The organism is Microcoleus sp. Pol17C6 (assembly GCF_036701145.1).
Classification (GTDB): Bacteria; Cyanobacteriota; Cyanobacteriia; order Cyanobacteriales; family Microcoleaceae; genus Microcoleus.
In genome coordinates, this window is the sequence record NZ_JAUBQH010000038.1 from 33,276 (window position 1) to 56,976 (window position 23,701).

Below are 23,701 nucleotides of genomic sequence, written 5' to 3' on the forward strand. Positions count from 1 at the left end.
CGGAGTTGGAGTAGGAGGCGAAGTTGGAGTAGGAGGCGAAGTTGGAGTAGGAGGCGGAGTTGGAGTAGGAGGCGGAGTTGGAGTAGGAGGCGGAGTTGGAGTAGGAGGCGGAGTTGGAATTGAATCTGTAGTTGAACTTGACTCTGTAGTTGCAGTTGCAGGTTGAGTTGGATCTGTATTTGTGCTTGTAACTGTAGTTGTAGTTGTAGTGGTAATGGTGGTTGGCCTGGTAGTAACCGTCCCAGTCACAGCGATAAAATCATTCGCCTCGATCAGCGCCGCCGGAGTGTCGATCAAAATTGCTAAAAGCTTGCCGTCGAGCGTCGTAATTACTGTATCCCTGACATTGGCACCGTTACCTTGCCGAACTTGCAGTTGAGCGAAAGATAAATTGCTCGGCAGTCCAAAGAAATCCTCTGTGTCATTGTAATCAGTAATTAAAGCCAGACTACCAGGCCCGGCTCCCAATCCAAAAACATCGCTGCCGCTGCCACCAGTCAGAGTATCTGAACCCTCACCTCCGATCAAAGAATCATTACCCTCTGCTCCAAATAAATTGTCATTGCCGAAACTGCCCAAAATGGTATCGTCGCCGATACCTCCTGCCAAGGAGTCATCGCCTAAACCGCCGTCGATACCATCATTACCTTTGCCGCCAAACAAGAAGTCATTACCTTCATCTCCCAGTACCGAGTCGTCGGCTTCATCGCCGCGAAGGGTATCGGAACCGGTGCCGCCAAAAACTGTATCGTCAGCCTTGCCACCGAATATCTGGTCATTACCAGCATCTCCGAAGAGCGAATCGTTGGCGGCATTGCCGTACAAAGTGTCGTCACCGTCGCTGGCACTTAAGTAATCGTTGCCCTCACCGCCCAACAGTTGATCCCTGCCGCTACCGCCGTTGAGAGAATCGTTCCCCGCATTCCCGTAGAGAAAGTCATCATCAGCATTGCCGAACACGGAATCGTCGCCGTCATTCCCTGTGAGGGTGTCGTTGCCAGTACCGCCGGCAATCACATCAAAGTCTGCGTTGCCACTAACTAAGTCGTCCCCTGCATCTCCCACCACGCTGTCTATCCCGTCGTTGCCTTCGAGGAGGTCGTTGCCCAAACCGCCGCGAATCGAGTCGTCGCCGTTCCCGCCGGAAGCAAAATCGCGACCTTGGTTGCCAATGAGTTCGTCATTTCCTTCAGCGCCAAGCAACGAATCTGATCCGTCACCTCCAAGAAGCTGGTCGTTGCCACCGTCGCCCTCTAGGGTGTCATCTCCTCCCGCACCCAGGGGCGTGTCATCGCCATCTAAGGCGCGAATTCGATCGCCCAGCGGAGTTCCTAGAATAAAGTCGTTGCTGTCTGTGCCGATCAGGTTTGCCATACGGGATACACCGGTCCTCAATAAAATAAATTGTTTGAAATTAGGTTAATCGCCTTCGTGACAAGGGATTGCTGCTTGCCTAGGTTAGCATAATTGAGATTTTGGCAATCTGGCGCAGGGACGCGGGAAGTTTTGCCCGTGTCCCCAGTTGCGATCGGGGCTGGTATAATGCCCGATCGGCAATCTAATTGAGTTATTCGGGATTTTTTCAAATAGAAATTAGTCGATCGCACTCAAAGAACTCAAACTCGACAAACGAAATCAGCAAGAATGAAAAATGAATAACCTTTTTCATTCTTCCTCCTCCTCATTTTTTTACTTCTGATACCACTTTGAAACAAGAATGGAACTGTAAGCCCGTGTTCCAAATCATGATAGTCCTCTGTCATATCAATTCCGGCAGTCAGGCCGGAATGATATCAAATCCTTACTTCAAAAGTCGGGCGTAAAGTCGAATCCCGATGCCAACAAATAATTCGCGCAATTTTCATTTTTTTGACCCCTCCTTCTACAGTCAACCGTCAACAGTCAACAGTCAACTTTTATTTGCGAATAGGTAACACTATCTCAAATTCACTCCCTCCCCCCAAAGTTGAATTCACATTAATGGTTCCGCCGTGGGTTTCGACTACAATCTGGCGGGCGATCGCCAATCCTAACCCGGTGCCTTTTCCTACTGCCTTCGTTGTGAACAAATGGTCAAAAATCCGTTTTTTCACGGCTTCTGTCATGCCCGCACCGTTATCGGCAATCTGAATTTTGATGTGCCGATCATCCGACTGACTGGTACGAACTGTGATACAGTATGGATTTGTTTTAAGAGCCTGGAAACTGCGTCCTTGGTTTGATTCTTCTAGGGCATCGATCGCGTTAGCAAGCAGGTTCATAAAGACTTGGTTCAGTTGACCGGGAAAGCATTCGATTGGCGGGAGATTGCCGTAGTCTGTGACGACTTCGATCGCGGGATGGTGTTCGTTGGCTTTGAGCCGGTGTTTCAAAATCAAGATGGTGCTGTCAATGCCCTCATGGATATTAAAGGGAACTTTGTAGTCTTTATCGGCTCTGGAGAAGGTGCGGAGGCTGGTGCTAATGCCGCGAATGCGATCGCACCCCACTTTCATCGACAACAGCATCTTTGGCAAATCTTCTAAGGCATACTCTAAATCAATATCCTCCGCATCTTCTTCGATTTCCTCGCCTGGATTTGGCAGTTTTTCTTGATATAATTTTAAGTGGGAAATCACATCTTTTAGCGTGGTGGTTGCTTCCTCAATATTGCCGCTAATAAAGCCGACAGGATTATTGATTTCGTGGGCTATTCCTGTGACGAGATTGCCCAAGGCGGACATTTTTTCGCTTTGCACGATCTGTAACTGTGCTTGCTGCAAATCAAGGAGCGATCGCTCTAATTCTTCTGCATAAGCTTGAGATTGCTGGTACAATCGAGCATTTTCTATAGAGATAGCCGCTTGGGCGCACAAAAGTTGGATAATTTCAGTGCGATCTTCTGTAAATGCACCAATTGTCAAGTTATTTTCTAGATATAGCAACCCGATTAATTTACCCTGATTTAAAATTGGCGCACACAGCACACTTTTGGGCTTTTTCTCCATCAAATACTGATCGGCAATAAAATCGTTTTGTACTGCTGCATTATCGAAAACCACAGTTTTCCAAGTCCGCTTAACATAGTTGACCACAGCAGAGGGAAACTCGTCGCGGGCTGACAGTGGTACAGATATTGAGATGACATCTTGATTGAAGGAGGCTACAGCTTCGATCGCGAGATTCCCATCCTTAAGCAACAGCAGAACTGCTTTTTTTGCCCCGGCATTTTCCATCACCACAGACATTAGTCCAGCCAGCAATTTTTCTAATTTAATTTCACTTGAGAGAGTTTGGGAGGCTTTGAGAATAGCCGCGAAATCGAGGGTTTCGTAAATACTGTTGCTGCTCGATATAATTGTTTGAAATCTTTGAGGTAAAATTGACGACTTATTGATTGGGTGGAGGCGGGTTTCGCGGATTACAAAACGATTTTCTATTGCCTGCAATATGGGAGCAAGAAGTTGGGGATAGCGTTTTTCTAAGTCATCAATTTTGGCTTTCGCACCCCAGCGAGCATAACAGTAGTAGGCTTCTTGCATATAAGCTTGCGCCACTTTTTCTTTGCCCCAGTCGAGGTAAAATTTAGCTGCTAGTTCGTTAGCGAGAGCTTCTTCTTGGATGTATTCGTTTTCTTTCGCTCCGACGATCGCGCGATCGTACATTTCAATAGCTTCTGCCCTCTGTCTGGCAACTCGGTATTTCTCTGCTTCTACCAACTGCCACTTATGCAAATAATTCATGGGGGCGTGTTCTGCCCAATGCTGCAACGAAGTTTGATTTTCCTGAACTCGTTGCAACGAAGTTTCTAACTGCGTCTCGGACTCAGGAGTGGCAAGGGCTATGAGTGAGTCATAGAAATATAAACCAGCTTCGGAAGTAATTCCTGCGCTTCCCGCTATATACTCTCTTGCTCGATCAACATCTACGGAGGCCCGAGCAATGTCTCCCAGCAGGAATCTCAAGGTCGCCCTGTACAGATAGAAGCTGCAGAGTCGGTACAAATCGTTAGAGGCAAGCGACTGAGAAAGCAGCTTCTCCTCATAGCCTTCCTCCTCAAAGGAAATCTCAAAATTGTTTGGATTACCTAATAAAAACAGCGTTGTTTCCCAATAAATCGAACAATAATTTGCCGTCGTTAGTTGGTTAAGGTCGAGTAATTGCTGACGGTATGCCCGAATTTGGGGATCGAGTTCTGCCAAAGGTTGACCGCACCAGTAGGAATGCAGACAAAATCCATGCCCATTCAACCCGACAAACTCTAAATTTCCTGTTTCTAATGCGACTTGATAGCCTGCCTGAAAAATGGGGAGGGTTTCCCGCAAATGCGATTTGCGATGGTACAAACAGAATCCGATCGCAGCAAAAGTTGCAGAGCGAATATTTTTGGCCTCCGGGCTACTGCCAAGACGATAAGCTAATCGGCAAAATTGATCGGCTACCGTCACCTCTTGTAGAAAGTTGTTGAGAAACATTCCATAGCAGCTATAGCTATAAGCTGAAGTACGACTGTTGCCATATTGGATAGATAAATTTACCTGTAAGGCAGTCACCAGCGCAAACAAAGGCGAACCAGCCAGATAACAAGCTGTCGCAATACTTGCCGCCACTTGCATCGTGGCCAGTTTTTGGGCATCCACCATCGCTGGCAGATCGAATAACTCTTCAATAGGTCGATCGCCTATCGAGCTATTAATTTCCTGCACTGCTTGCTGAATATCTTCTGATGTAGGGCTATCGGGCAATTCTACCCCTAATTCTTTGAGACTCAACAAACCGATAGCAATTCCTTCTAAAAACTTGTTCTGGGACGATAATGCCTGAATTTGGACGATGTAAACGCTCACTCGCTCAACGGGAGTTCTGGTATGATCAATCACAGTGTCAATCCACTGATTCATCTGGTCAAATTCGCCACAGAGTGAAGCCACTTCGGCGGCTATTTCGTGCAAGTTCAAGGTCATCTCGTACTGTCGTTGCCAAGCGCTCTCTCCAAGCAAATTTAGCCCGATCGCAGCATACTCGCGAGCAGCTTGATAAGCAGTAGCGGCTCTGGCTTTGCGGCAAGCCGTGAGGTTTAGTTGTGCCAAATCATCACGTTGTGTTTGGTCTTCAATCAGCGCAATACCATAATTCAACTGATTGACAACTGAAAAAATTTGCTCTTCTATAGCAGCAGATGAAATCTGCTGGAGCAGCAATTGTCCAATCTGATAGTGAGCACGCGCTCGCTCTTGTTCAGGAATTAAAGAATAGGCAGCTTGCTGAACGCGATCGTGCAAAAACTTGTAATTCACCACCTCCGAATTTTCGGTCTCTTCCCGTCTTTCTCGCCCCATATAAAACTTGTATATTTCACTTTCAGGCAGGATTAACCCCTCTTGCAAAGCCTTCCACAAATCCGCCGCTGTTTCCGTTTCCAATTGCTCGGAAACAACTGCCAAAGTCCCCAAATCAAAGTGATTCCCAACACAAGCAGCCAACTTCAACACATTCTGAGTCGCTGGCGACAATTTTTGCAACTGCAACGCCATAAACTCCACCACATCATCCGTCAGCGCTGCTTCCCGAACTCGAACAATATCGCACTGCCAGTAACCAGCAAGCCGGTCAAACTCAATCAGCCCATCCTGATGCAGTGCTTTGAGAAACTGGGTTGCAAAAAAGGGATTTCCCTGGGTTTTTTGTGCCACCAACTCGGCCAACGGTATTGCCCAAGATGGATCGCAATTGAGCGTATCAGCAACCAAATGATTTAGACTTGTTGAACTCAACGGTTCCAGGGTAATAGTATTCACCGTTGCCCCACCTTTGACCACTGCATCCAATGTCAGCATCAACGGATGTGCTGCCAATACTTCATTATCTCGGTAGGCACCAATTACTAATAAATAGCCGGTTTCCGACTCGGTAACCAGCAGTTGCATTAACCGCAGCGAGGCGGAATCTGCCCACTGTAAATCATCCAAAAACATCACCAGGGGATGTTCTGGTTTTGTGAACACCTTAATAAAGTTTTGAAAAAGCAAATTAAACCGATTTTGTGCCGCAGTTCCTGATAATTCCAGTGCGGGTGGTTGTTTGCCAATAATTCTTTCGAGTTCGGGAATTACTTCAATAATGACTTGACCGTTATCCCCCAGTGCTTGGAATATTTGAGTTTGCCAATTTTCCAACCTTTCGTCACTTTCGCTCAACAATTGTCCCATTAAGTCTCGAAATGCTTGCACAAAAGCTGAGAAAGGAATGTTGTGGTTAAATTGGTCAAATTTACCTTTGATAAAATAGCCGCGCTGGCGGACAATTGGTTTGTGAACTTCATTCACAATTGCAGTTTTCCCAATCCCCGAAAAACCAGCTACTAGCATCATTTCAGTTGTGCCACTACTGACGCGATCAAAGGCTTCGAGTAGGGTTTTTACTTCAGTTTCGCGACCATAGAGTTTTTCTGGTAGAATGAATCGATCGCCAACATCCCTCTGCGCGATCGCAAAACTCTTTATCCTACCGTTTTCTTCAAGTTGCTCCAAACAACATTCTAAATCGAATTTCAGCCCAAACGCACTCTGATAGCGGTCTTCGGCATTTTTCCCCATTAATTTGCTGACAATCTCCGAGAGTAGGGGCGGGATTTCAGGATTGATTTGATGCAGTGATGGTGGTTGCTTCGCAATATGACAGTGTACTAATTCCATCACATCGTTGGATTGAAACGGCAATCGTCCCGCCAGCAATTCGTAAAAAGTCACGCCCAAAGAGTAAAAGTCACTCCGGTAGTCTATGCCGCGATTCATCCTTCCAGTTTGTTCGGGAGACAAATAGCCGAGTGTTCCTTCCAGCAGGTTAGGATTGATCAAGGTTTGAGTTTCCCTTGGTAGCAAAGATGCTATGCTAAAATCAATAAGTTTAACTTGTTTTGTTGGGGGATGAATTAAAATATTGGCGGGTTTAATGTCTTTGTGAATTATCCGGTGGCGGTAGAGTATATCTAATATATTGCTCAGGTCGATCGCCACTTGCAAAAACTCGATCAGAGTCGGCCCCGTTTCTCGTTGTTGCCTCCATTCCTTCAGAGAAATTCCCCCAAAGTCTTCCATTACCAACGCATAGCTGTTTTGGTAGGTTTCCAAGCTGTAGGTTTCGATGATTCCGGGCAAGTGGAGGTTTTTGGCGATCGTGTACTGATTGCGAAATTGCACCAGTTCGCTGAAGCTGGGATACTGGTTCCGCAAGACTTTGATGGCGACGGGCTGTTTGTCGCCAGTCCGGAAAGCTCGATAAACCCGGGTGCGAGTTCCCGAGTAAATGCGATCGAGAATTTGATAACCTGTCAATCTAAAATTTATACTTGTCATACTTTTATTCTTCCCGTCCTCAGCGGGCTATTTCCACATTAGCAGAAGCCCATACAGTTTTTAAGTCCCGTGATTGTTATTTTAAATCAAGATGACATATATCGCTCCATGTTTGTGATGGGGATCACTGAAGTAAGGTAGTTTAAAAACTGAGCAATTCCTATTTTTATTAAAAATTAAATAGCCTCATCCATATTGGAATAGTGAATAATAAACTAACGCAGCCGATGCCGATCGCAGTTACGGCTAATTCGCGATCGAGATTGAAAGCTTCTGCCAGCAATGTAGTACCAAAAGCAGGAGGCATTGCCATTTGCAGCACTAGCACAAGTCGCGGCGCGCCCGCGATGCCAAAAAACGTTAATCCCGTGCCAATTACCAAGGGAATTAACAACATTTTAATCGCCAGACAAGCCAAAACTTGTTTGAGGTTGTGCAAGGAATTCAACTTGCTCAACTGCATCCCGATCGTAATTAAAGCTAAAGTAATTACAGTCCAAGCGCCTGTTGTTAACAATTCTTCGATAGGTGCCGACAGCGGCAAGCTGCGCGAGACAAATCCTACACCAAAAGCCCACAGTGCCGGATTCTGAAAAATTGCCCGCAGCGGGCTTAACCAACTCTGACTGCGATCGCTTTTACCGCAGTGAGAAGCAATAGCAACTCCCAGTATATTCATTCCCACGGTAGTGCCTAGCAAGTCGTAAAACAACGCCCAGGCAAAGTGTTCCGCGCCTAATAAGGACAAGCTGACGGGAATGCCTAAAAAACCCGTATTACCAACCATCGTTGCTAATAAGAAGCTGCCTTGAGTGGGCAAACTCCAAGCGCTGGTGTGTTCCGGGCTATTTTGGGCGATCGGATTAAGAGTCTTGAAACGTTCCTCGCCGACACCGAAATTTATCAAAATCCAAGCGAGTCCTCCACCTGCTAGAATTGCCGCCCAAGCTATCAGCGGCGCAATCAAAATAGCACCCGACAAATTGGCGCGGCGGATAAAAGCAACAATGCTCAAGGGCGTGCCCAAGAAGAAAAGAAACTTGGCTAAATATGTAGAATAGCTTCTCGGTAGCAGGCGGCCGAGAATAAATCCGAACGCTACCCATCCGATCAGATTTAGATAAAGTTTGAGCAGCGGATTTTCTAAATAAAGCATGATTGACTAAATATTTACTAAATATTTACGCACATCCACTACTTTTGCCAAAAAAGCCCACATTTACCCTACCGCCGCAGTTTTCCCTTGCAGCGCAGCGCTAAATATTAATGGTTATTCAACCTCGCAGATAATTTTCTCGACAGCCCTTGACATCCACAGAAGCGCGTGTCATGATGAAGTTGAGGAATAAATCAACATAGGTGACAACTATGGCACGGCAAGCAAAACAATCGTCTCAAGTCAAAAGTTCCAGCAGCCAAGCAGCCTCCAATACTCGCACCAAATTTACCCTCTACAATTTTGCCGGAAACGCAAAGGCATTCTATCTAGTCGATCGCATTAATTTAGAAAGAACACCAGGCGATATCCCAGAAAAATCCGTCGCTCACAGCATCATCATCATCGACCGTTCCGGCTCAATGTATTATGACTTAGAACCGCTGAAAGAAACCCTAATCAAGCTTTTGACCTTAGACGAATACAACAATTACCAGCTAATTGTCAGCCTGATTTCCTATGCTGACAAGGGGGACGTAATTTGTCACTTCCAGCGAATTCACATTCAAGAAGTGCTGAAGTTTGACTCTCAATACATCAAAGAAATTCAAAAAATCAACACGGCTGGCTGTACCTGCATATCGCAGTCGATGCAACTCGCTAAATCTCTGGTTAAAGCGGGAGAAATGACAGCGATCAATTTGCACACAGACGGCTATGCAAATGACCCCAGTGCCAATTCGGAAGCTGCAAAATTAGGGGAAATTTGCGAAGAACTCAAAGACATGGATGTGTTTGCCAACACGATATCCTATGCCTCTGCTGACTTCAAACTGCTCTCCAAAATCGCCAACACATTATCGGGAAATTGCATCCGCGCTGGCGAAGTCAAAATGGTTTACGATGCTCTTTACGACAGCACAAAACTGTTAGGCAGTTCGGTGGCACCTCCGCTGGAAGAACCGTTAATTAAGGAATACGATTATCAAGTTTTTGTTTCCAAAAGCGGCAAAAAAATCAACGGTTCATCGAGCACGCTGAAAATCTGCGGCTTGAAAGCAGAGGATGGGGGACTGTTTTACAAATATCAGAAAGTCGCCAAAGATGAGTATGAGAAACTAGATGTTCCCGTTGCTCAAACTGATGAGTCGGTGTTTGCTTTTGCGAAAGCTAACCTCGCTGACGGCAATTTAAATACGGCTAAGTATGCGCTGGCGAGCACCTTCGATGCTACTTTGACGGAAAAACACGCTAAAGCTTTGACAAATGCCCAAATAGCCGAGTTTACCGAAGATTTGGAACAGGCTGTTTTTGCGCCTGAAGTGTTGAAAAATCATGAAATTGGCGATCGGGTAAAAGTCAGCGATAAAATTTCCCTGCTAGAGTTAATCAAGATATTGGAGGAAAACAGCAACAGCATCATCATTAACTTGAAACACTTGCAAGAAAATTATCAGCGAAAAGGTTTGAAGCGAATTGAGGGAAAGCGAGACGAAAACGGCAACCTTGTCAAGCCTTGGCTGAAAACTGAATTCTTAGATGGTGGGGAATACGTGCAAATGGGTTCATTTGCCATCAATCAAAATACCGCTACCATCAATATGCTGATTACCAGAAAAGCTAAGCTGGTAAAAGTTGAGGATGGAACTTTTATCGCAGAAGTGGCGGGAATTCTAGTTACAGACCTCAATACTTTCAACAATTATACTATTGTCAGCGACGGCGAAGTTAATATTAAGTCGCTGCGAACCAAAATCAGCAGCAAACCAGTGTTTGATTTGCTCAAAAAATGCGGTGTTCTTGAAAAAGACGGTTCGCCCGTGCAAGAATTTGACTTCCGTTCAGAGTACGATATAAAGTTAGAGACTTTGCCACTCGTGCCTTTTGACGGGCGTTACGGCAGCCTTGACGGAGTGTTTGAGGAACTGGCAGAAATCAAAATTCTCTCTAGCATTCTCTCGGCTCATTTGAAGGAGGAATCCGAGGCTTACACATCGGAACAATTGGAAGAATTGAAACAGCATTATCTGTCAAAAAACCTTTACATCAATTTTCCGACAACGACGGAATACACAGATTTAAAAAGTGCGATCGCCAACGGTTCAGTAGATTCGCGAGTCAGCTACAAAATCGACATCGGCAGCAAAAACATCCTCAACTTCGGCAAATTGCACTCGGCCAACAAATTTCTCGATCGCCTTTATGAAGTTTACCACAAAAACACGGGCGAAAAGCTAGCAAAACCGACATTTGACATCACGTTAGATGAGCCTGTTGTCTTCGCACACAAAACGCTGTCATCCCGAACAAAAATCACCAAAGTTGACGACTTGATGAAACTGATTTTCGATGAGTTTCTGGGGTTGGAGAATAACGGCACTGTCACCGCTATTTTATCAAAAGTTGGTGCAGATAGTTTGCTGCGCCTTTTGCAAGCGAAATGGCAGGGAGAAGATGTCAAGCGAGAAGAGTTTGTCGCTGCTTTAGCTAATGCGAATGAGCGACTGGAAGCTTATGCTGAAAAAGTTTACAGGGAAAAAGTTTCACCGCTGGTTTTCTATATCGGTTCTACCGGACTTATACCGGATGAAATGGAGGCAAAAGCGGCGACTGCTGAGGAAATTAATTCTAAATACGGCAACTTGCAATTTTCTAAAGATGAGCAAGAGGGGATGTTTTTTGAAGTCGGCGACTGCATTATTAGCGTGTATGCTAAGAATGAGTATTTCACGGTAGGTAAGTAGGAATTCTGGTGGGCATTATTTGCCCACCTTGCTCAAATATTTTTATTTAAAGTGCGATCGAATCCACGCCGGAGAGTTTGCTGAGAGTAGACTGCTTTACAGCATCAGTTGGTGGAAATTATTAACAGAGCGATCGCAAGATGATTTTCTATTTATATGATAGCGGGAACTATAACTGCGTTTTAGCGATTTCTGGCCTGATTAGGGGATCTTGAGGAGATCATTTTGAACTCGCAATCTCCCTAGCAGCTTCTCGCAGCCGCTCCATATCGCGCATCGGTGGTATACCAAAGAGCCGCTTGTACTCTCGGTTGAAGTGCGAGGAATCGTCATAACCCACACGGTAGGCTGCACTGGTAGCGTCAAGGTTTTGCCCCAGCATCAGACGGCGAGCTTCCTGGAGCCGCAGTTGCTTCTGGAACTGCAAGGGACTCATGGCAGTGACAGACTTGAAGTGATGGTGGAAGCTCGATACACTCATTCCAAGCTCTCGTGCGATGCTTTCAATCCGAAGCGGCTGGTTAAAGTCTTTACGAAGTCGATCGACTGCTCTAGCAATTTGGTGGGTAGAGCCACCCAGAACAGCAATTTGACGCAGCCGATCGCCTTGCGATCCCATCAGCAGTCGATAAATGATTTCTCGCTTAATCAGGGGTGCGAGAACATGAGCTTCAGCAGGGGAATCGAGCAACCTGACGAATCGCACCGTAGCGTCTAGCAGATTGGTATCCAGTGGACTGACATCGATCGCTTTGACACTAGCCTCGCTTTGAGCTGAGGGATAGCCTGCCTCAACCATGACTGAGCCAACCAGGGTGGGGTCGAGATCCAGACGAAGCCCCAGGTACGGTTTTTCCTGGGTTGCTTCTAGAATTCGGCTGGCAATCGGTAGTTCGACCGTCCCCAATAGATAGTGCATCGGATCGTACTGGTAGCGATCGCTGCCTAGCAGCACTTCTTTGCTGCCCTGAGCAATGACACAAAAGGAAGGAATCGAGACACTATGAACGCATTCCGAAGGAAAGGAGGTGCGGTAGAAGTGCAATCCTTTGAGCGGCTCGATCGTCCCATCTTGACGAATCGCCCGTGCAATCCGCTCGGTCAGTTCGTCTCTGTGGGCTTGCGCTCTATCTGCCTCGCGCTTTGCCTGCTGGTCGTTCATTAACTCCATAGCGGACTTTTCACTCGTTTTGGCAGCGTTAATTTCTAAGTTTGCAGGATTGTACAACAATCTTAGACGATCGTTCTATTGCTTGCCCTTGAGGATTCTTAGAATGAGGCTAAAGCAATGAAAAACGATTCCGGCGAATTGTAAGCGTCTGGATTTCTCTTCAAGAGAAAACTCAAATTTGTTTGGTCAAGCTTTCTCACGATCGCACGAGAAGCATCATCAAATCCACGGCAGGCATTGGTCGCTGTGGTCAAGCTTTGCATGACTAAGCACAAACATGGAGGAACGAAAATGAAACGGCTCACGATACCTGTCATGACATTTTCCTTATTGGCTTTGGGGTTTGCACAGGCAGGTCATACACAAGTCTCATCTGGCGAGCGCCCACAGACCGTAGAAATCACGCGGAACGGTTCGCAGCTTTCCACTGAAGGATCTGCCGAATATTTCACGGGTTCTGTACGCATCAACCCTCTTTTTCCGGTGCACGAGCCGTCACGCGCATCTGGCGCAAGTGTCACCTTTGAGCCTGGTGCCCGCACCGCATGGCACACTCATCCTTTGGGGCAAACCCTCATTGTGACGGCTGGAATTGGCTGGGTTCAGCAGTGGGGCGGTCAAATTCAGGAGATTAGACCTGGCGATGTCCTCTGGATTCCACCAGGTGTGAAACACTGGCACGGAGCTACAGCCACTACAGCCATGACTCATACTGCCATTCACGAGGCGCTCAACGGTAGCCCTGTGGACTGGATGGAACAGGTCAGCGACGAGCAGTATGAAGGGAGATCCTGATGCTTTTGAGAGGGTTTCCCACTAAAAGAAAAAACGGTCAGAAGCGAATGCTGATTTTGGTTCTCGCTTTAGCAATGTCCCTGAGTTCCTCAGCCTGCCGTGCCGATAACAGGATGCCTAGCAGCGCCCCGTCAGAAATGCCAACTGAACTATCAACCGAGCAGCCAAACAGGATGAAGATAAACATCAAGGTCGGAAACAAAGTCATTACAGCGACGTTGATTGACAGCAAAACCACTCAGGATTTTATTTCCCTGCTGCCATTAACGCTGACGCTGGAAGACCACGCGAACACCGAAAAAATTAGTAATTTGCCAAGACGATTATCTACAAAAGATGCCCCTCCAGGCAGTGATCCTGCGGTTGGAGATATTGCTTATTACGCTCCCTGGGGGAATTTGGCGATGTATTACAACGATTTTGGCTACTCAAACGGACTGGTTATTCTCGGAAAAATTGACGGTGACATCGAGACATTGAATGTGCCTGGTTCTGTAGAAGTGACGATCGAGCTGCGATCGCAATAAAGAGGGTACGGAAATGAAACGGCTTGCGACGACTATCGAACCGAAGCGAACCTGCTAGATAAACCCACACTTATCGAGAACTCAATGAAATACCGCATTTTAATACCAACCCTCTTGATGAGTGCAATCTTTACAGCGGCGGCATTTGCACTCGACAAAACACACGTATCGGGTAAGAACCCCCAAGCACTCGCGCAGCAGTCCGCTGTAGTCGAGGGGGCGAACAACTTCTATCAGAGTGACAAAGTGACCATGCAAAGAGTTACGTTCAAAAACCAATACAATATGCAAGTTGTCGGGAATCTCTTCATTCCCAAAAACTTGGATCGGAACGCGAAGAATCCCGCAATCATAGTCGGGCACCCAATGGGCGCAGTGAAAGAACAGAGCTCAAATCTGTATGCCCAAAAGCTGGCTGAGCAGGGATTCGTCACGTTGTCCCTCGATTTGTCCTTCTGGGGTGAGAGTGAGGGGCAGCCCCGCAACGTTGTTTCGCCGGATATTTATGCCGAAGATTTCAGTGCTGCGGTCGATTTTTTGGGCACCGAGTCATTCGTTGATAGGAACCGGATTGGCGTTCTCGGGATTTGCGGCAGTGGCAGCTTCGTCATCAGCGCCGCCAAGATCGACCCGCGCCTGAAGGCTATTGCGACGGTCAGTATGTATGACATGGGTGCGGCTAGCCGTAACGGGCTGAGGCATTCTGCGACCCTCGAACAGAGGAAGCAAGCCATCGCAGAGGCGGCTGAGCAACGCTATATGGAGTTCACGGGCGGCGAGACCAAATACACAAGCGGAACCGTGCATGAACTGAATGAGAACTCCACCGCTATTGAGCGTGAGTTCTATGACTTCTACCGCACTCCCAGGGGCGAATACACCCCCGAAGGTTCGTCGCCGAAACTTACAACCCATCCGACACTGACCAGTAACGTCAAATTCCTGAACTTCTACCCGTTCAATGACATTGAGACGATTTCGCCTCGTCCCATGCTGTTCATCACGGGCGCAGATGCACACTCTAGGGAGTTCAGTGAAGATGCTTACAAACGCGCAGCCGAACCAAAGGAACTCTACATCGTTGCGAACGCTGGCCATGTCGATTTGTACGATCGGGTGAACCTTATCCCGTGGGACAAGCTTCAGTCATTTTTCAATCAGCACCTCAGTCGGTAAGCGAAAAACTGTCGTTTTAATACAGGAGAAAATATGGTATCCAATTTGAATGGAAACTTCACAGATAAGGTGGCTTTTGTCACCGGAGCAGCAAGCGGCATTGGTCGCGAGGCGGCACTGGCGTTTGCCCGTGAAGGCGCTAAGGTCGTAGCTGCTGACATTTCAGAACAAGGCAATCAAGAAACGGTACGCCTGATCGAAGACCAGGGCGGACAGGCGATCGCCGTTAAGTGCGACGTGACGCAAGCCGAGGACGTGAAAGCGGCTCTGGACAAGACCGTTGAGGCTTTCGGGCGGCTGGACTTCGCCTTCAACAACGCGGGCATCGAGCCGAGGAATCCGGCTCCGACCGCAGAGTACGAGGAAGAAGAGTGGAACCGGATCATCGACATCAACCTGCGCGGCGTTTTCCTGTGTATGAAGCACGAGATCCCGCTGATCCTTAAACAGGGTGGTGGCGCGATCGTCAATACCTCATCGGGGGCAGGAATCATCGGCATCAAGGGCAGCCCCGCATACACTGCCGCGAAACATGGCGTAATTGGTCTCACCAAGGCGGCAGCCCTCGACTACGCCGCCCAGAATATCCGCGTCAATGCCGTCTGTCCCGGCTACATCGACACCCCAATGATGGGTCGCTTCACTGGTGGCACGGACGAAGGGCGAGCGCAGGTAATTGCGGAGGAGCCGATCGGACGGATGGGCAAGCCTGAGGAGATCGCTGCGGCAGTTGTTTGGCTGTGTTCGGACGCGGCTGCCTTCATGGTTGGACACGCTATGGTCATCGACGGTGGACAAACGGTGCAGTAATCGTCGCCAACTTAATCAAACCTTAACCGCACGACAAAAAAGCACGATCGCCATCGCCACTGCCGTTAACGGCGATGACTCATATCGCCCCGCAGGCGGTAGGCGACATTAGCGACGAACAGTACCATATACCAAACGTAAACAGCTAGGAGCATTGATTCATGTACAACACGAAAGCTTATTCCGCAGCCAGTGCAACATCACCGCTAGCCTCCGACACGATCGCACGGCGCGATCCAACCGAACACGACGTACAGATCGAAATCCTCTTCTGCGGCATCTGTCACTCTGACGTACATTCAGTGCGTGACGAGTGGAGCGATTTCATGTCCACGACCTACCCGATCGTTCCCGGTCATGAGATCGTCGGACGGGTCACTCAAGTTGGTTCAGCAGTGACGAAGTTCAAGTCCGGCGATCTAGCGGGAGTCGGCTGTATGGTCGATTCGGATGGTCACTGTCCCAATTGCAAAGCTGGCTTTGAGCAGTTTTGCCAAAATGTTATCTTCACCTACAACTCCCCAGACAAGCACAAGACTGCTCCAGTCACCTATGGTGGCTATTCCGATAGCATTGTTGTTGATGAAAGCTTCGTGCTGCGCGTTCCCCCAAACCTCGATTTGGCTGGAGTTGCGCCACTCCTGTGTGCAGGCATTACCACGTATTCGCCACTCCGTCATTGGGGAGTCACAGAGGGTAAGAAAGTAGGCGTGGTCGGTCTGGGCGGATTGGGGCACATGGGCGTGAAGCTTGCTCATGCAATGGGAGCACACGTCGTTGTCTTTACCACGTCCCCCGACAAGAAAGAAGACGCACTCCGCCTGGGTGCCGATGAAGTTGTTGTTTCCCGTAATGCTGACGAGATGCAAAAGCACGCTGGTAGCTTCGATTTTATCCTCGATACCGTCGCCGCCAAGCACGACATTAATGCTTATCTCAACCTGCTCCGCCTCGACGGTAACATCACCCTGGTTGGTGCGCCTGAAAAGCCTCTAGATGTAGCGGCATTTAGTCTGATTATGGGTCGCCGCAGTCTTTCTGGCTCTATGATCGGCGGCATCGCCGAAACCCAAGAGATGCTCGACTTTTGCGGTGAACATAACATCACCGCCGATGTCGAAGTTATCCCTATCCAGAAAGTCAACGAAGCCTACGAAAGACTGCTCAAGTCCGATGTGAAATATCGCTTTGTAATTGATATGGCTTCTCTTAAATCTGAATAACTGAGGCCACCCCTAGAAGGCAGGGCTGTTTCATTACTCTTGTAGGGGCAAACCCTCGTGAAGAGCCGCGATCGCTGAAATGCCCAATTTATCGTGTCTGGGCCTGGGCGGGCACTCTTAGCATTGCCCCTACAAAATCCTGGTTTTTCTGAGAATGAAACAGCCGTGCCCCAAAGCGGGGAATTTCCGCCTAAAGAACAAAGCAAAAAATACCGCAGACGGAGTACCTTTGGCGTTGGCGCAAGATGGAGAGCATTGGGTCAATTATTTGGATAAATATTGTGAATCTGTACAATTGTTAATGAATTTAACTTGTAATAAACATCGCTTTTATCAAGAGGGTATACAGGCGGCAACCCCCTTATTCGGCATTGTTTCTAGACCTATTTCTCTCGCTTCCAGACCCCTAAAAACACAGAAAAATGAGAGAAAACTTGATATTTTAGTAGTTAAAAAGGGATTTCATCATCATCTTCCTCTTCCACCGTCTTAGCCGTCATCCGCCAACTCGTAATATACTCAATTTGCACATCAATTTTGTTAATCGCTTCCCCTAACCGCTTTTGGATGTATTGAGTCAGCGTCACCATAAAATCTAACTCAACTCCCATAGATAACGCAATTTTTGCTAATTTAGCAAAATCCACCTTCAAAATCGAGGAACTGGATAACTTAAAATGGGGAGTATTTTCCTGATTTTGCACCAACATTGCTTTTTTAATGCGCTCTTTCAGATGCTCAACTTCTGAATCCAGCAACTTCCATTCAGGCAAAATTTCTTTGTACCTTTCCCCCAATGCAGTTAAATCCTCACTCTCCGGTTCCGGCGCAATTTTTTTAGTAGATTTTCGCCGCTGCTGTAGGTTGGAATTCAACCGCCAACTAGCAATCTCCTCAACTTCCAAAGATGGATCGGCGATGAGTTCGCCTAACTGTTTTTGAATTTCTTTCGTCAGTGTCACCGGAAAATTTAACTCAATTCCCTCAGTTTGCGTCAGTCTTGCCAGGGTGAGAAAATCTACTTTCATAGCTATCGAACTGGAAAGCTCAAAATAAGAACTGTCTTTGAGCTTTTGGGCCAGCATCCCCGCTTTAAATCGTTCTTTGACTTCAGCAATTTCTGAGTCTAGTGGCTTCCACCGAGATTCTATTTCCTGATATTTTTCGCCCAATGCTGTCAAGTTTTCCGTTGCGGGTTCGGGGTAACATTGGGCAAGGATTTCTACCAGGCGGCGATGCACTCCAGCTAAATAAACCGCGTCCATGTTGGCATATTCTAGCTGCTTCTCGGTCAGGGGACGCTTGCCCCAATCCCCGCTTTGTTCGGTTTTATCTACATAAGCAATGCCACAAAGTGTTTCTATTAAAGTTTTGAGTTGTCGATTAGGTAATGGCAGAATGTAAGTGGGAATCTTTCTCGCCATTTTTAATGTGCAAGTGACATTTTGAGCGTCGTCGTTGCCCAGAAATCTGATGTCATAGCTGGCGTTGTGCAAAACTTTTTCAATATCTGGATTGACCATGATTTGGTTGATGAAATCTTTTGCCAATTCTGGTTGATCCAAGACATCTAGTAGAAAAGTGGCATCTCCCGTCGCATCTGTGGAGTCAGCTAACACCTGAATCAGAGATAATCTGGGGTTGGATTTATAGTCTGCTATTTCTGTGTCAACCCAAAGGATTTTAGCTCTGGCAAATTTAGCGATGAGTGCTTTGATGTCGTTTTGTGCTGTTAAATAAGGCATTTTTACAGACTTTTGCTATTAACTTTATGATTCTATTATGCTATAGCAATTATGGGATCGATTGTCAACAATCGCATTAAGGACACGGCAATGCGGTGTCCCTAGAGGTATTTTTTCATAATTAGTATTAAATGTTGACCAGTCTTGGAGGCAGAAACCGGGAATAGACGATCGCATTTTTACCCTTCAGCAGTAAGGTACGCAGCGCGTACCTTACAAACTATTAACCTATGACTATTCTGCCACTTCCTCAGATTCCGATTCTTCGGCCGATTCTTCACCAGCAGGCGGCACTAAAGCCACAGCTACGATCGAATCATCCTCATCCAACCGCTGCACCCGCACGCCCGTTGCAGTTCGCGATTGGGTGGAAATTGCACTCACAGCCTGACGGATAATAATACCTCGGTTGGTAATAATCATCAACTCGTCATCTTCGTTGACAATTCGCAGCGCAGCTACGTAATCTTTAGCCTTTTTAGACTTGAATTTAGTAGCCGTCAATCCCTTGCCCGCCCGTCTTTGTAGGCGGAATTGAGAAACTGGAACCCGCTTGCCATAGCCGTTGGTGGTGATTACCAACACTGAAGGAACGTCGCTGCTACTTTTGGTAATTCCTTCGGCTTCTTCGCCTTCAATTTCCTCGGATTGCAGTTCTAATTCTTCATCTTCCAATTCCGCATCTTCAGTTTCTAGGTCAGTAATTTCTGCTACTTCAAATTCCGAATCTTCAGTTTCTAACTGAGCAATATTAGCTCCCTCGAATTCCGAATCTTCAGTTTCCAATTCAGCAATCTCGGCAACAATTGAACTGGGCAATATGTCCATGCTGATCAACTCATCGCCCGATCGCAATTTCATCGATTTTACACCCCGCGTCGCGCGGCCAACAGGGCGCAACTGTTCGTGATTGGTGCGGAAATGAATTGCCATGCCTTGGCGCGTGCCGATGATGATGCTGTCGCCCACTTTTGCTCTCCGCACCCAGCGCAGTTGGTCGCCTTCTTCTAGAGAAATCGCGATTAATCCGTTAGTGCGGATGTTGCCAAAAGCGGAAAGTGCGGTTTTCTTGATGTAGCCGCCGCGAGTCAGCATGACTAAGTATTCTTCGCTGGTGAATTCTGTAACTGACACCATAGAAGTGATTTTTTCTTCTATAGGAATCGGCAGCAGTTGCACCACTGGAGTGCCGCGGGCTGTCCGGGAACAGACGGGAATTTGATAAGCTTTGACAGAGTAAACTACGCCCCTGTCGCTGAAGAACAAAACGCTGTCATGATCGCAGCAGGAAAGGAAATGTTCTACTCCGTCGTCTTCTTTCATTTTCGCGCCTGCTTTGCCGCGAGTAGCGCGACTTTGGGCCTCGAAAGTGCTGACAGGCATCCGCTTGATGTAGCCTTGCTCTGTAATCAGAATAATTGCTTGTTCGTTGGCAATTAAATCTCTTTCATCGATTTCTCCTTCGGCGTGCTCGATGACGCTGCGTCTAGGAGTGGCGATTTTAGTTTGGATTTCGACTGCTTCAAATTCGGCGATTTCTAAGATGCGTTCCCGGCGCGCTAAGATATCTTCCAAATCTTCGATTTTAGCTCGCAGTTCTTCGTGTTCTTGCTGAATTTTTTGTGCTTCTAATGCTGTCAAACGCCGTAACTGCATTTGCAGAATTGCATCTGATTGCTGTTCTGAAAGACCGTAATTATCCATCAATTCTTGTTTGGCTGCGGCGGAGTCGGCAGCGGCGCGAATTAGGTGAATAATTGCATCTAAGTTGTCTAGGGCAATTAATAAGCCTTGCAGAAGGTGGTCGCGTTCTTCTGCTTTGCGGAGCTCATATTGAGTCCGGCGAGTAATTGTCTCAATGCGGAAATCTAGGAAGACATTGAGGAATTGGGAGAGCGTAAGTAGTTGGGGTTCCCCATTTACTAGCGCTAACATATTAGCTCCAAAGTTGGCTTGGAGGGGTGTTTGTTTATAGAGGTTGTTGAGGACGACGCGGGGATAGGCATCGCGCTTAAGTTCGATCACGATCCGCATTCCGTCTCTATCGCTTTCGTCGCGAATGTCGGAAATTCCATCTAATCTTTTGTCGTTGACAAGTTCGGCAATTTTCTCAATTAGCGCTGCCTTGTTTGTTTGGTAAGGCAATTCGGTGATAATAATTGCTTCTTTGTCGGGGCGGCCGGGATGTTCGATGGTTTCAATGCCGGCGACTCCGCGCATTGTAATCGAACCGCGACCGGTGGTGTAAGCATCGCGAATGCCGCTTCTACCCAGAATTTGCCCTCCGGTGGGAAAGTCCGGGCCGGGGATGTACTGCATCAATTCCAGGTCAGTAATTGCTGGATTGTGAATTAGTGCTACTAAACCGTCTATTATTTCGCCTAAATTGTGCGGCGGAATGTTGGTTGCCATCCCTACAGCAATCCCGGAGGAACCGTTGAGCAAGATTTGGGGAATGCGTGCGGGGAGTACGAGGGGTTCTTGCTGGGAACCGTCGAAGTTGTCGCCGAAATCAACTGTTTCCGAGTCGATGTCGCGCAGCATGGAGTCGCTAGTCAAAGCTGTGAGGCGACATTCGGTGTACCGCATGGCAGCGGGCGGGTCGTTGTCAACGGAGCCGAAGTTGCCGTGGCCGTTGATCAGGCGTTCCCGCATGGAAAAATCCTGAGCCATCCGCACCAGGGCGTCATAAACCGCTGTATCTCCGTGCGGGTGATACTTGCCCAGCACCTCCCCCACGACGCGGGCGCATTTGCGGAAAGGTCGATCGGGAGTCAAGCCCAATTCGTTCATGGCGTAGAGAATGCGTCGGTGAACGGGCTTGAGACCGTCCCTGGCATCTGGTAGCGCCCGACCGACTATTACGCTCATGGCGTATTCCAAGTACGATCGGGACATCTCATTACCCAGATCCGTCGGGATTATCCGCGACTCAGAGGTGCTCATAGGTTGAAAAACTCCGTTAAAAATTTAAATTTGACCGCTATAAATCTCAAAAATGCGATAAAATCGGTTTGGATTCAGTAGAGCTGCCAAATATTGCCAATTACTCCTGAAATTATATCACAATTTGCCTTGGACTTTATGGGAAAGTTGCCAGAAAAATTAAGGGACGAAACAAGCACAATTGATAATTTGTCAGTTGGTAATTTTGTCAGCAGTTGGCAAAAGCTAAAAAGGTTTTTTTAGGCTGAAGGGTTTCCTGCTTTCGTGAGTTTTTTTGACGCTCCTCTAAGAAATTAAAATGGTTACTCGATAGCAATTTTAATTTCACACAGCCGAAGGCCGAATTGAAACAAACAGAAAATCTAAAATCTCAAAAATTAACTCTAAAATCTGCTGATGCTACCCGTCATCTACTCCCAAGATTTCTTGCTGCACAAGACTGGAATGCTTCACCCAGAGCGACCAGAACGTTTAACGGCGATCGTCAACGCTCTGAAAGCTGCTCCTTGGGCAGCTCAAATTGAGTGGCAACTACCCACCCCAGTGCCGCAGCGCGAACAACAACTGTTCTCGGCTATCAAAAAAGTTCACTCGCAAAGATACATCAAAGAAGTCGAACATTTGGCTCATCGGGGAGGCGGCTACCTCGACGGTGATACGCCGATTTCTGCTGAAAGTTACGATGTAGCGCTGCTAGCGGCGAGTGCTTGGCTCGATGGGGTCGATCGAGTGGTGGCTGCGGGGGAACCGGCTTTTGTGCTGGCCAGGCCACCGGGACACCATGCCGAAAACGCCCGCGCGATGGGTTTTTGCTTGTTTTCCAATGCTGCGATCGCCGCTCACTACGCCCTGGAACAGCCGGGAATCAACCGCGTCGCTGTCCTCGACTGGGACGTGCACCACGGCAACGGCACTCAATCTTTGGTGGAAAACTGCCGGCAAATTGCCTACTGTTCCCTGCACCAATCTCCGTGCTATCCGGGAACAGGAGATGCCGAGGAGCGCGGTGCTTACGACAACGTGCTGAACATTCCCCTGTATCCCGGCGGTGGCATAGCTGAATACCTGAGCGCCTTTGAATCTCTTGTCGTGCCTTTTTTGTCCAAATTTGAACCGGATTTGTTGATTGTCAGCGCTGGTTATGACGCTACTGCGTCCGATCCGCTGGCGAGCATGACTCTGATGCCATCAGATTTCGGTACTTTCACCGGATACTGTCTGCAACTCACCCGCCGCATAGCTTTTGGTTTGGAGGGGGGTTACGCGCTGAAAGAGTTGGCCGAGTCGGTTGTGGCGACTATTGACCGATGCCTCAATTAGCTGGAAAATTGGCATAGGGGAAAATAAGGTTGAGAAGCGGTGAGGACGGGATGGAGAGTTTTTGAGGGCGATCGGCGAAGCTGAGATTTGGCGATCGCGCTTGATAGCCTTTTTCCCTCTGACTTCTGTGACAAGCATCACAAATTTAAGAGATCCAAGTCACTTGGCATCAAAGTCTTGGTCACAGATTTTTAACCAAAAAATCACACCGTGTCAATGTGTTCGATCGCCTTTGAAGTCACTCCTAGAGTGCATAATACAAATACAACAAGCCTGTTAAAATTTTATCTGTCTCAATCAACTAGGAGGTTTATCATGTCAGTATCCCAAATGACACTCGAAGAGTTATTTGGTCAGGTCATGTTCTCCAGCGTCGTGACTCGCCACGACCGGAGACAGCTCAGATCTGCACTCTTAGAAAGAACACTGAATGAAGATGAGTATGCCATCATCAACCGACTGCTGTACAACGTTCGCCGCGGTTGGGTAAAAATTGTCGATTAAAGACGTGGCAGGCACTCCGTTTAGGGGAGTTAATACCATTTTCGATTTGCGATTTTCGATTAAATAATTGGTAATGACTGATAACTATCGGGGTTGAGAGCACGGGCCTAAAGTTACATTTTTTGGGAACTCGTTACAAGTAGAACTTGCCAAGTCGGGAAGTTTTTTGTGTTTAATAGTTGGCTCAAAAGTGTGATGTGTTTGACCAGTGTGTTAATTATCAAAATCTCGCTACACATCAGCCTATAGG

15 protein-coding genes are annotated in these 23,701 nt (G+C 47.5%); 9 read left to right on the top strand and 6 right to left on the bottom strand.

Going from position 1 to position 23,701, the window contains the following annotated elements:
* The 3 genes from QUA25_RS18990 to QUA25_RS19000 all read right to left on the bottom strand — a co-directional run.
* Positions 1 to 1,374 (bottom strand): calcium-binding protein (locus tag QUA25_RS18990; RefSeq protein ID WP_333040480.1); only part of this gene is annotated, 1,374 nt, incomplete at its 3' end.
* A 542-nt stretch (positions 1,375 to 1,916) separates the two neighbouring features.
* Positions 1,917 to 7,334 (bottom strand): AAA family ATPase, encoded by a 5,418-nt coding sequence (locus tag QUA25_RS18995; RefSeq protein ID WP_333040482.1) that lies wholly within the window; start codon positions 7,332 to 7,334, stop codon positions 1,917 to 1,919.
* Between the two features lie 169 nt (positions 7,335 to 7,503).
* Positions 7,504 to 8,490, bottom strand: coding sequence for an AEC family transporter (locus QUA25_RS19000; protein ID WP_333040483.1), 987 nt, complete (start codon positions 8,488 to 8,490; stop codon positions 7,504 to 7,506).
* A 212-nt stretch (positions 8,491 to 8,702) separates the two neighbouring features.
* Here QUA25_RS19000 and QUA25_RS19005 point away from each other — a divergent pair, with 212 nt between their 5' ends.
* A complete protein-coding gene (locus tag QUA25_RS19005; RefSeq protein WP_333040485.1) occupies positions 8,703 to 11,234 on the top strand; it encodes a vWA domain-containing protein in 2,532 nt (843 codons plus the stop codon).
* A 220-nt stretch (positions 11,235 to 11,454) separates the two neighbouring features.
* Here QUA25_RS19005 and QUA25_RS19010 read toward each other — a convergent pair whose 3' ends face one another.
* Complete coding sequence (locus QUA25_RS19010) at positions 11,455 to 12,405, bottom strand: AraC family transcriptional regulator (protein WP_333040486.1); 951 nt, start codon at positions 12,403 to 12,405, stop codon at positions 11,455 to 11,457.
* Positions 12,406 to 12,696: 291 nt separating this feature from the next.
* Between QUA25_RS19010 and QUA25_RS19015 the strand changes: the two genes are divergently transcribed.
* The 6 genes from QUA25_RS19015 to QUA25_RS19040 all read left to right on the top strand — a co-directional run bounded on the left by QUA25_RS19015 (position 12,697) and on the right by QUA25_RS19040 (position 17,429).
* Positions 12,697 to 13,200 carry a (R)-mandelonitrile lyase gene (locus tag QUA25_RS19015; RefSeq protein ID WP_333040487.1) on the top strand — a complete coding sequence of 168 codons (504 nt, stop codon included), beginning with the start codon at positions 12,697 to 12,699 and terminating at the stop codon, positions 13,198 to 13,200.
* A gap of 47 nt (positions 13,201 to 13,247) precedes the next feature.
* Complete coding sequence (locus tag QUA25_RS19020; RefSeq protein WP_333040489.1) at positions 13,248 to 13,727, top strand: cyclophilin-like fold protein; 480 nt, start codon at positions 13,248 to 13,250, stop codon at positions 13,725 to 13,727.
* An 84-nt stretch (positions 13,728 to 13,811) separates the two neighbouring features.
* Positions 13,812 to 14,903 carry an alpha/beta hydrolase gene (locus tag QUA25_RS19025; RefSeq protein ID WP_333040491.1) on the top strand — a complete coding sequence of 364 codons (1,092 nt, stop codon included), beginning with the start codon at positions 13,812 to 13,814 and terminating at the stop codon, positions 14,901 to 14,903.
* Positions 14,904 to 14,936: 33 nt separating this feature from the next.
* Positions 14,937 to 15,713: an SDR family oxidoreductase gene (locus tag QUA25_RS19030; RefSeq protein WP_333040493.1), complete on the top strand. Its 777-nt coding sequence runs from the start codon at positions 14,937 to 14,939 to the stop codon at positions 15,711 to 15,713.
* A 161-nt stretch (positions 15,714 to 15,874) separates the two neighbouring features.
* On the top strand, positions 15,875 to 16,936 hold the full coding sequence (locus QUA25_RS19035) for an NAD(P)-dependent alcohol dehydrogenase (RefSeq protein WP_333040494.1): 1,062 nt from the start codon (positions 15,875 to 15,877) through the stop codon (positions 16,934 to 16,936).
* Positions 16,937 to 17,090: 154 nt separating this feature from the next.
* Positions 17,091 to 17,429 carry a hypothetical protein gene (locus tag QUA25_RS19040; RefSeq protein ID WP_333040496.1) on the top strand — a complete coding sequence of 113 codons (339 nt, stop codon included), beginning with the start codon at positions 17,091 to 17,093 and terminating at the stop codon, positions 17,427 to 17,429.
* Here the strand turns inward: QUA25_RS19040 and QUA25_RS19045 are convergent.
* Together QUA25_RS19045 and gyrA are read right to left on the bottom strand one after the other, a co-directional pair.
* Positions 17,386 to 18,681: a ribonuclease D gene (locus QUA25_RS19045; RefSeq protein ID WP_333040499.1), complete on the bottom strand. Its 1,296-nt coding sequence runs from the start codon at positions 18,679 to 18,681 to the stop codon at positions 17,386 to 17,388. The genes QUA25_RS19040 and QUA25_RS19045 overlap by 44 nt on opposite strands.
* Positions 18,682 to 18,915: 234 nt before the next feature.
* The gene (gene gyrA, locus QUA25_RS19050; RefSeq protein WP_333040501.1) at positions 18,916 to 21,627 is read right to left on the bottom strand and encodes a DNA gyrase subunit A; all 2,712 of its coding nucleotides are present in this window, start codon (positions 21,625 to 21,627) and stop codon (positions 18,916 to 18,918) included.
* 396 nt (positions 21,628 to 22,023) lie between these two features.
* On the opposite strand from gyrA, the gene QUA25_RS19055 reads away from it, so the two are divergent.
* Positions 22,024 to 22,947, top strand: a complete 924-nt coding sequence (locus tag QUA25_RS19055; RefSeq protein ID WP_333040503.1) for a histone deacetylase — start codon at positions 22,024 to 22,026, stop codon at positions 22,945 to 22,947.
* 315 nt (positions 22,948 to 23,262) lie between these two features.
* Complete coding sequence (locus QUA25_RS19060) at positions 23,263 to 23,451, top strand: hypothetical protein (RefSeq protein WP_015175516.1); 189 nt, start codon at positions 23,263 to 23,265, stop codon at positions 23,449 to 23,451.
* Positions 23,452 to 23,701 lie beyond the last annotated feature (250 nt).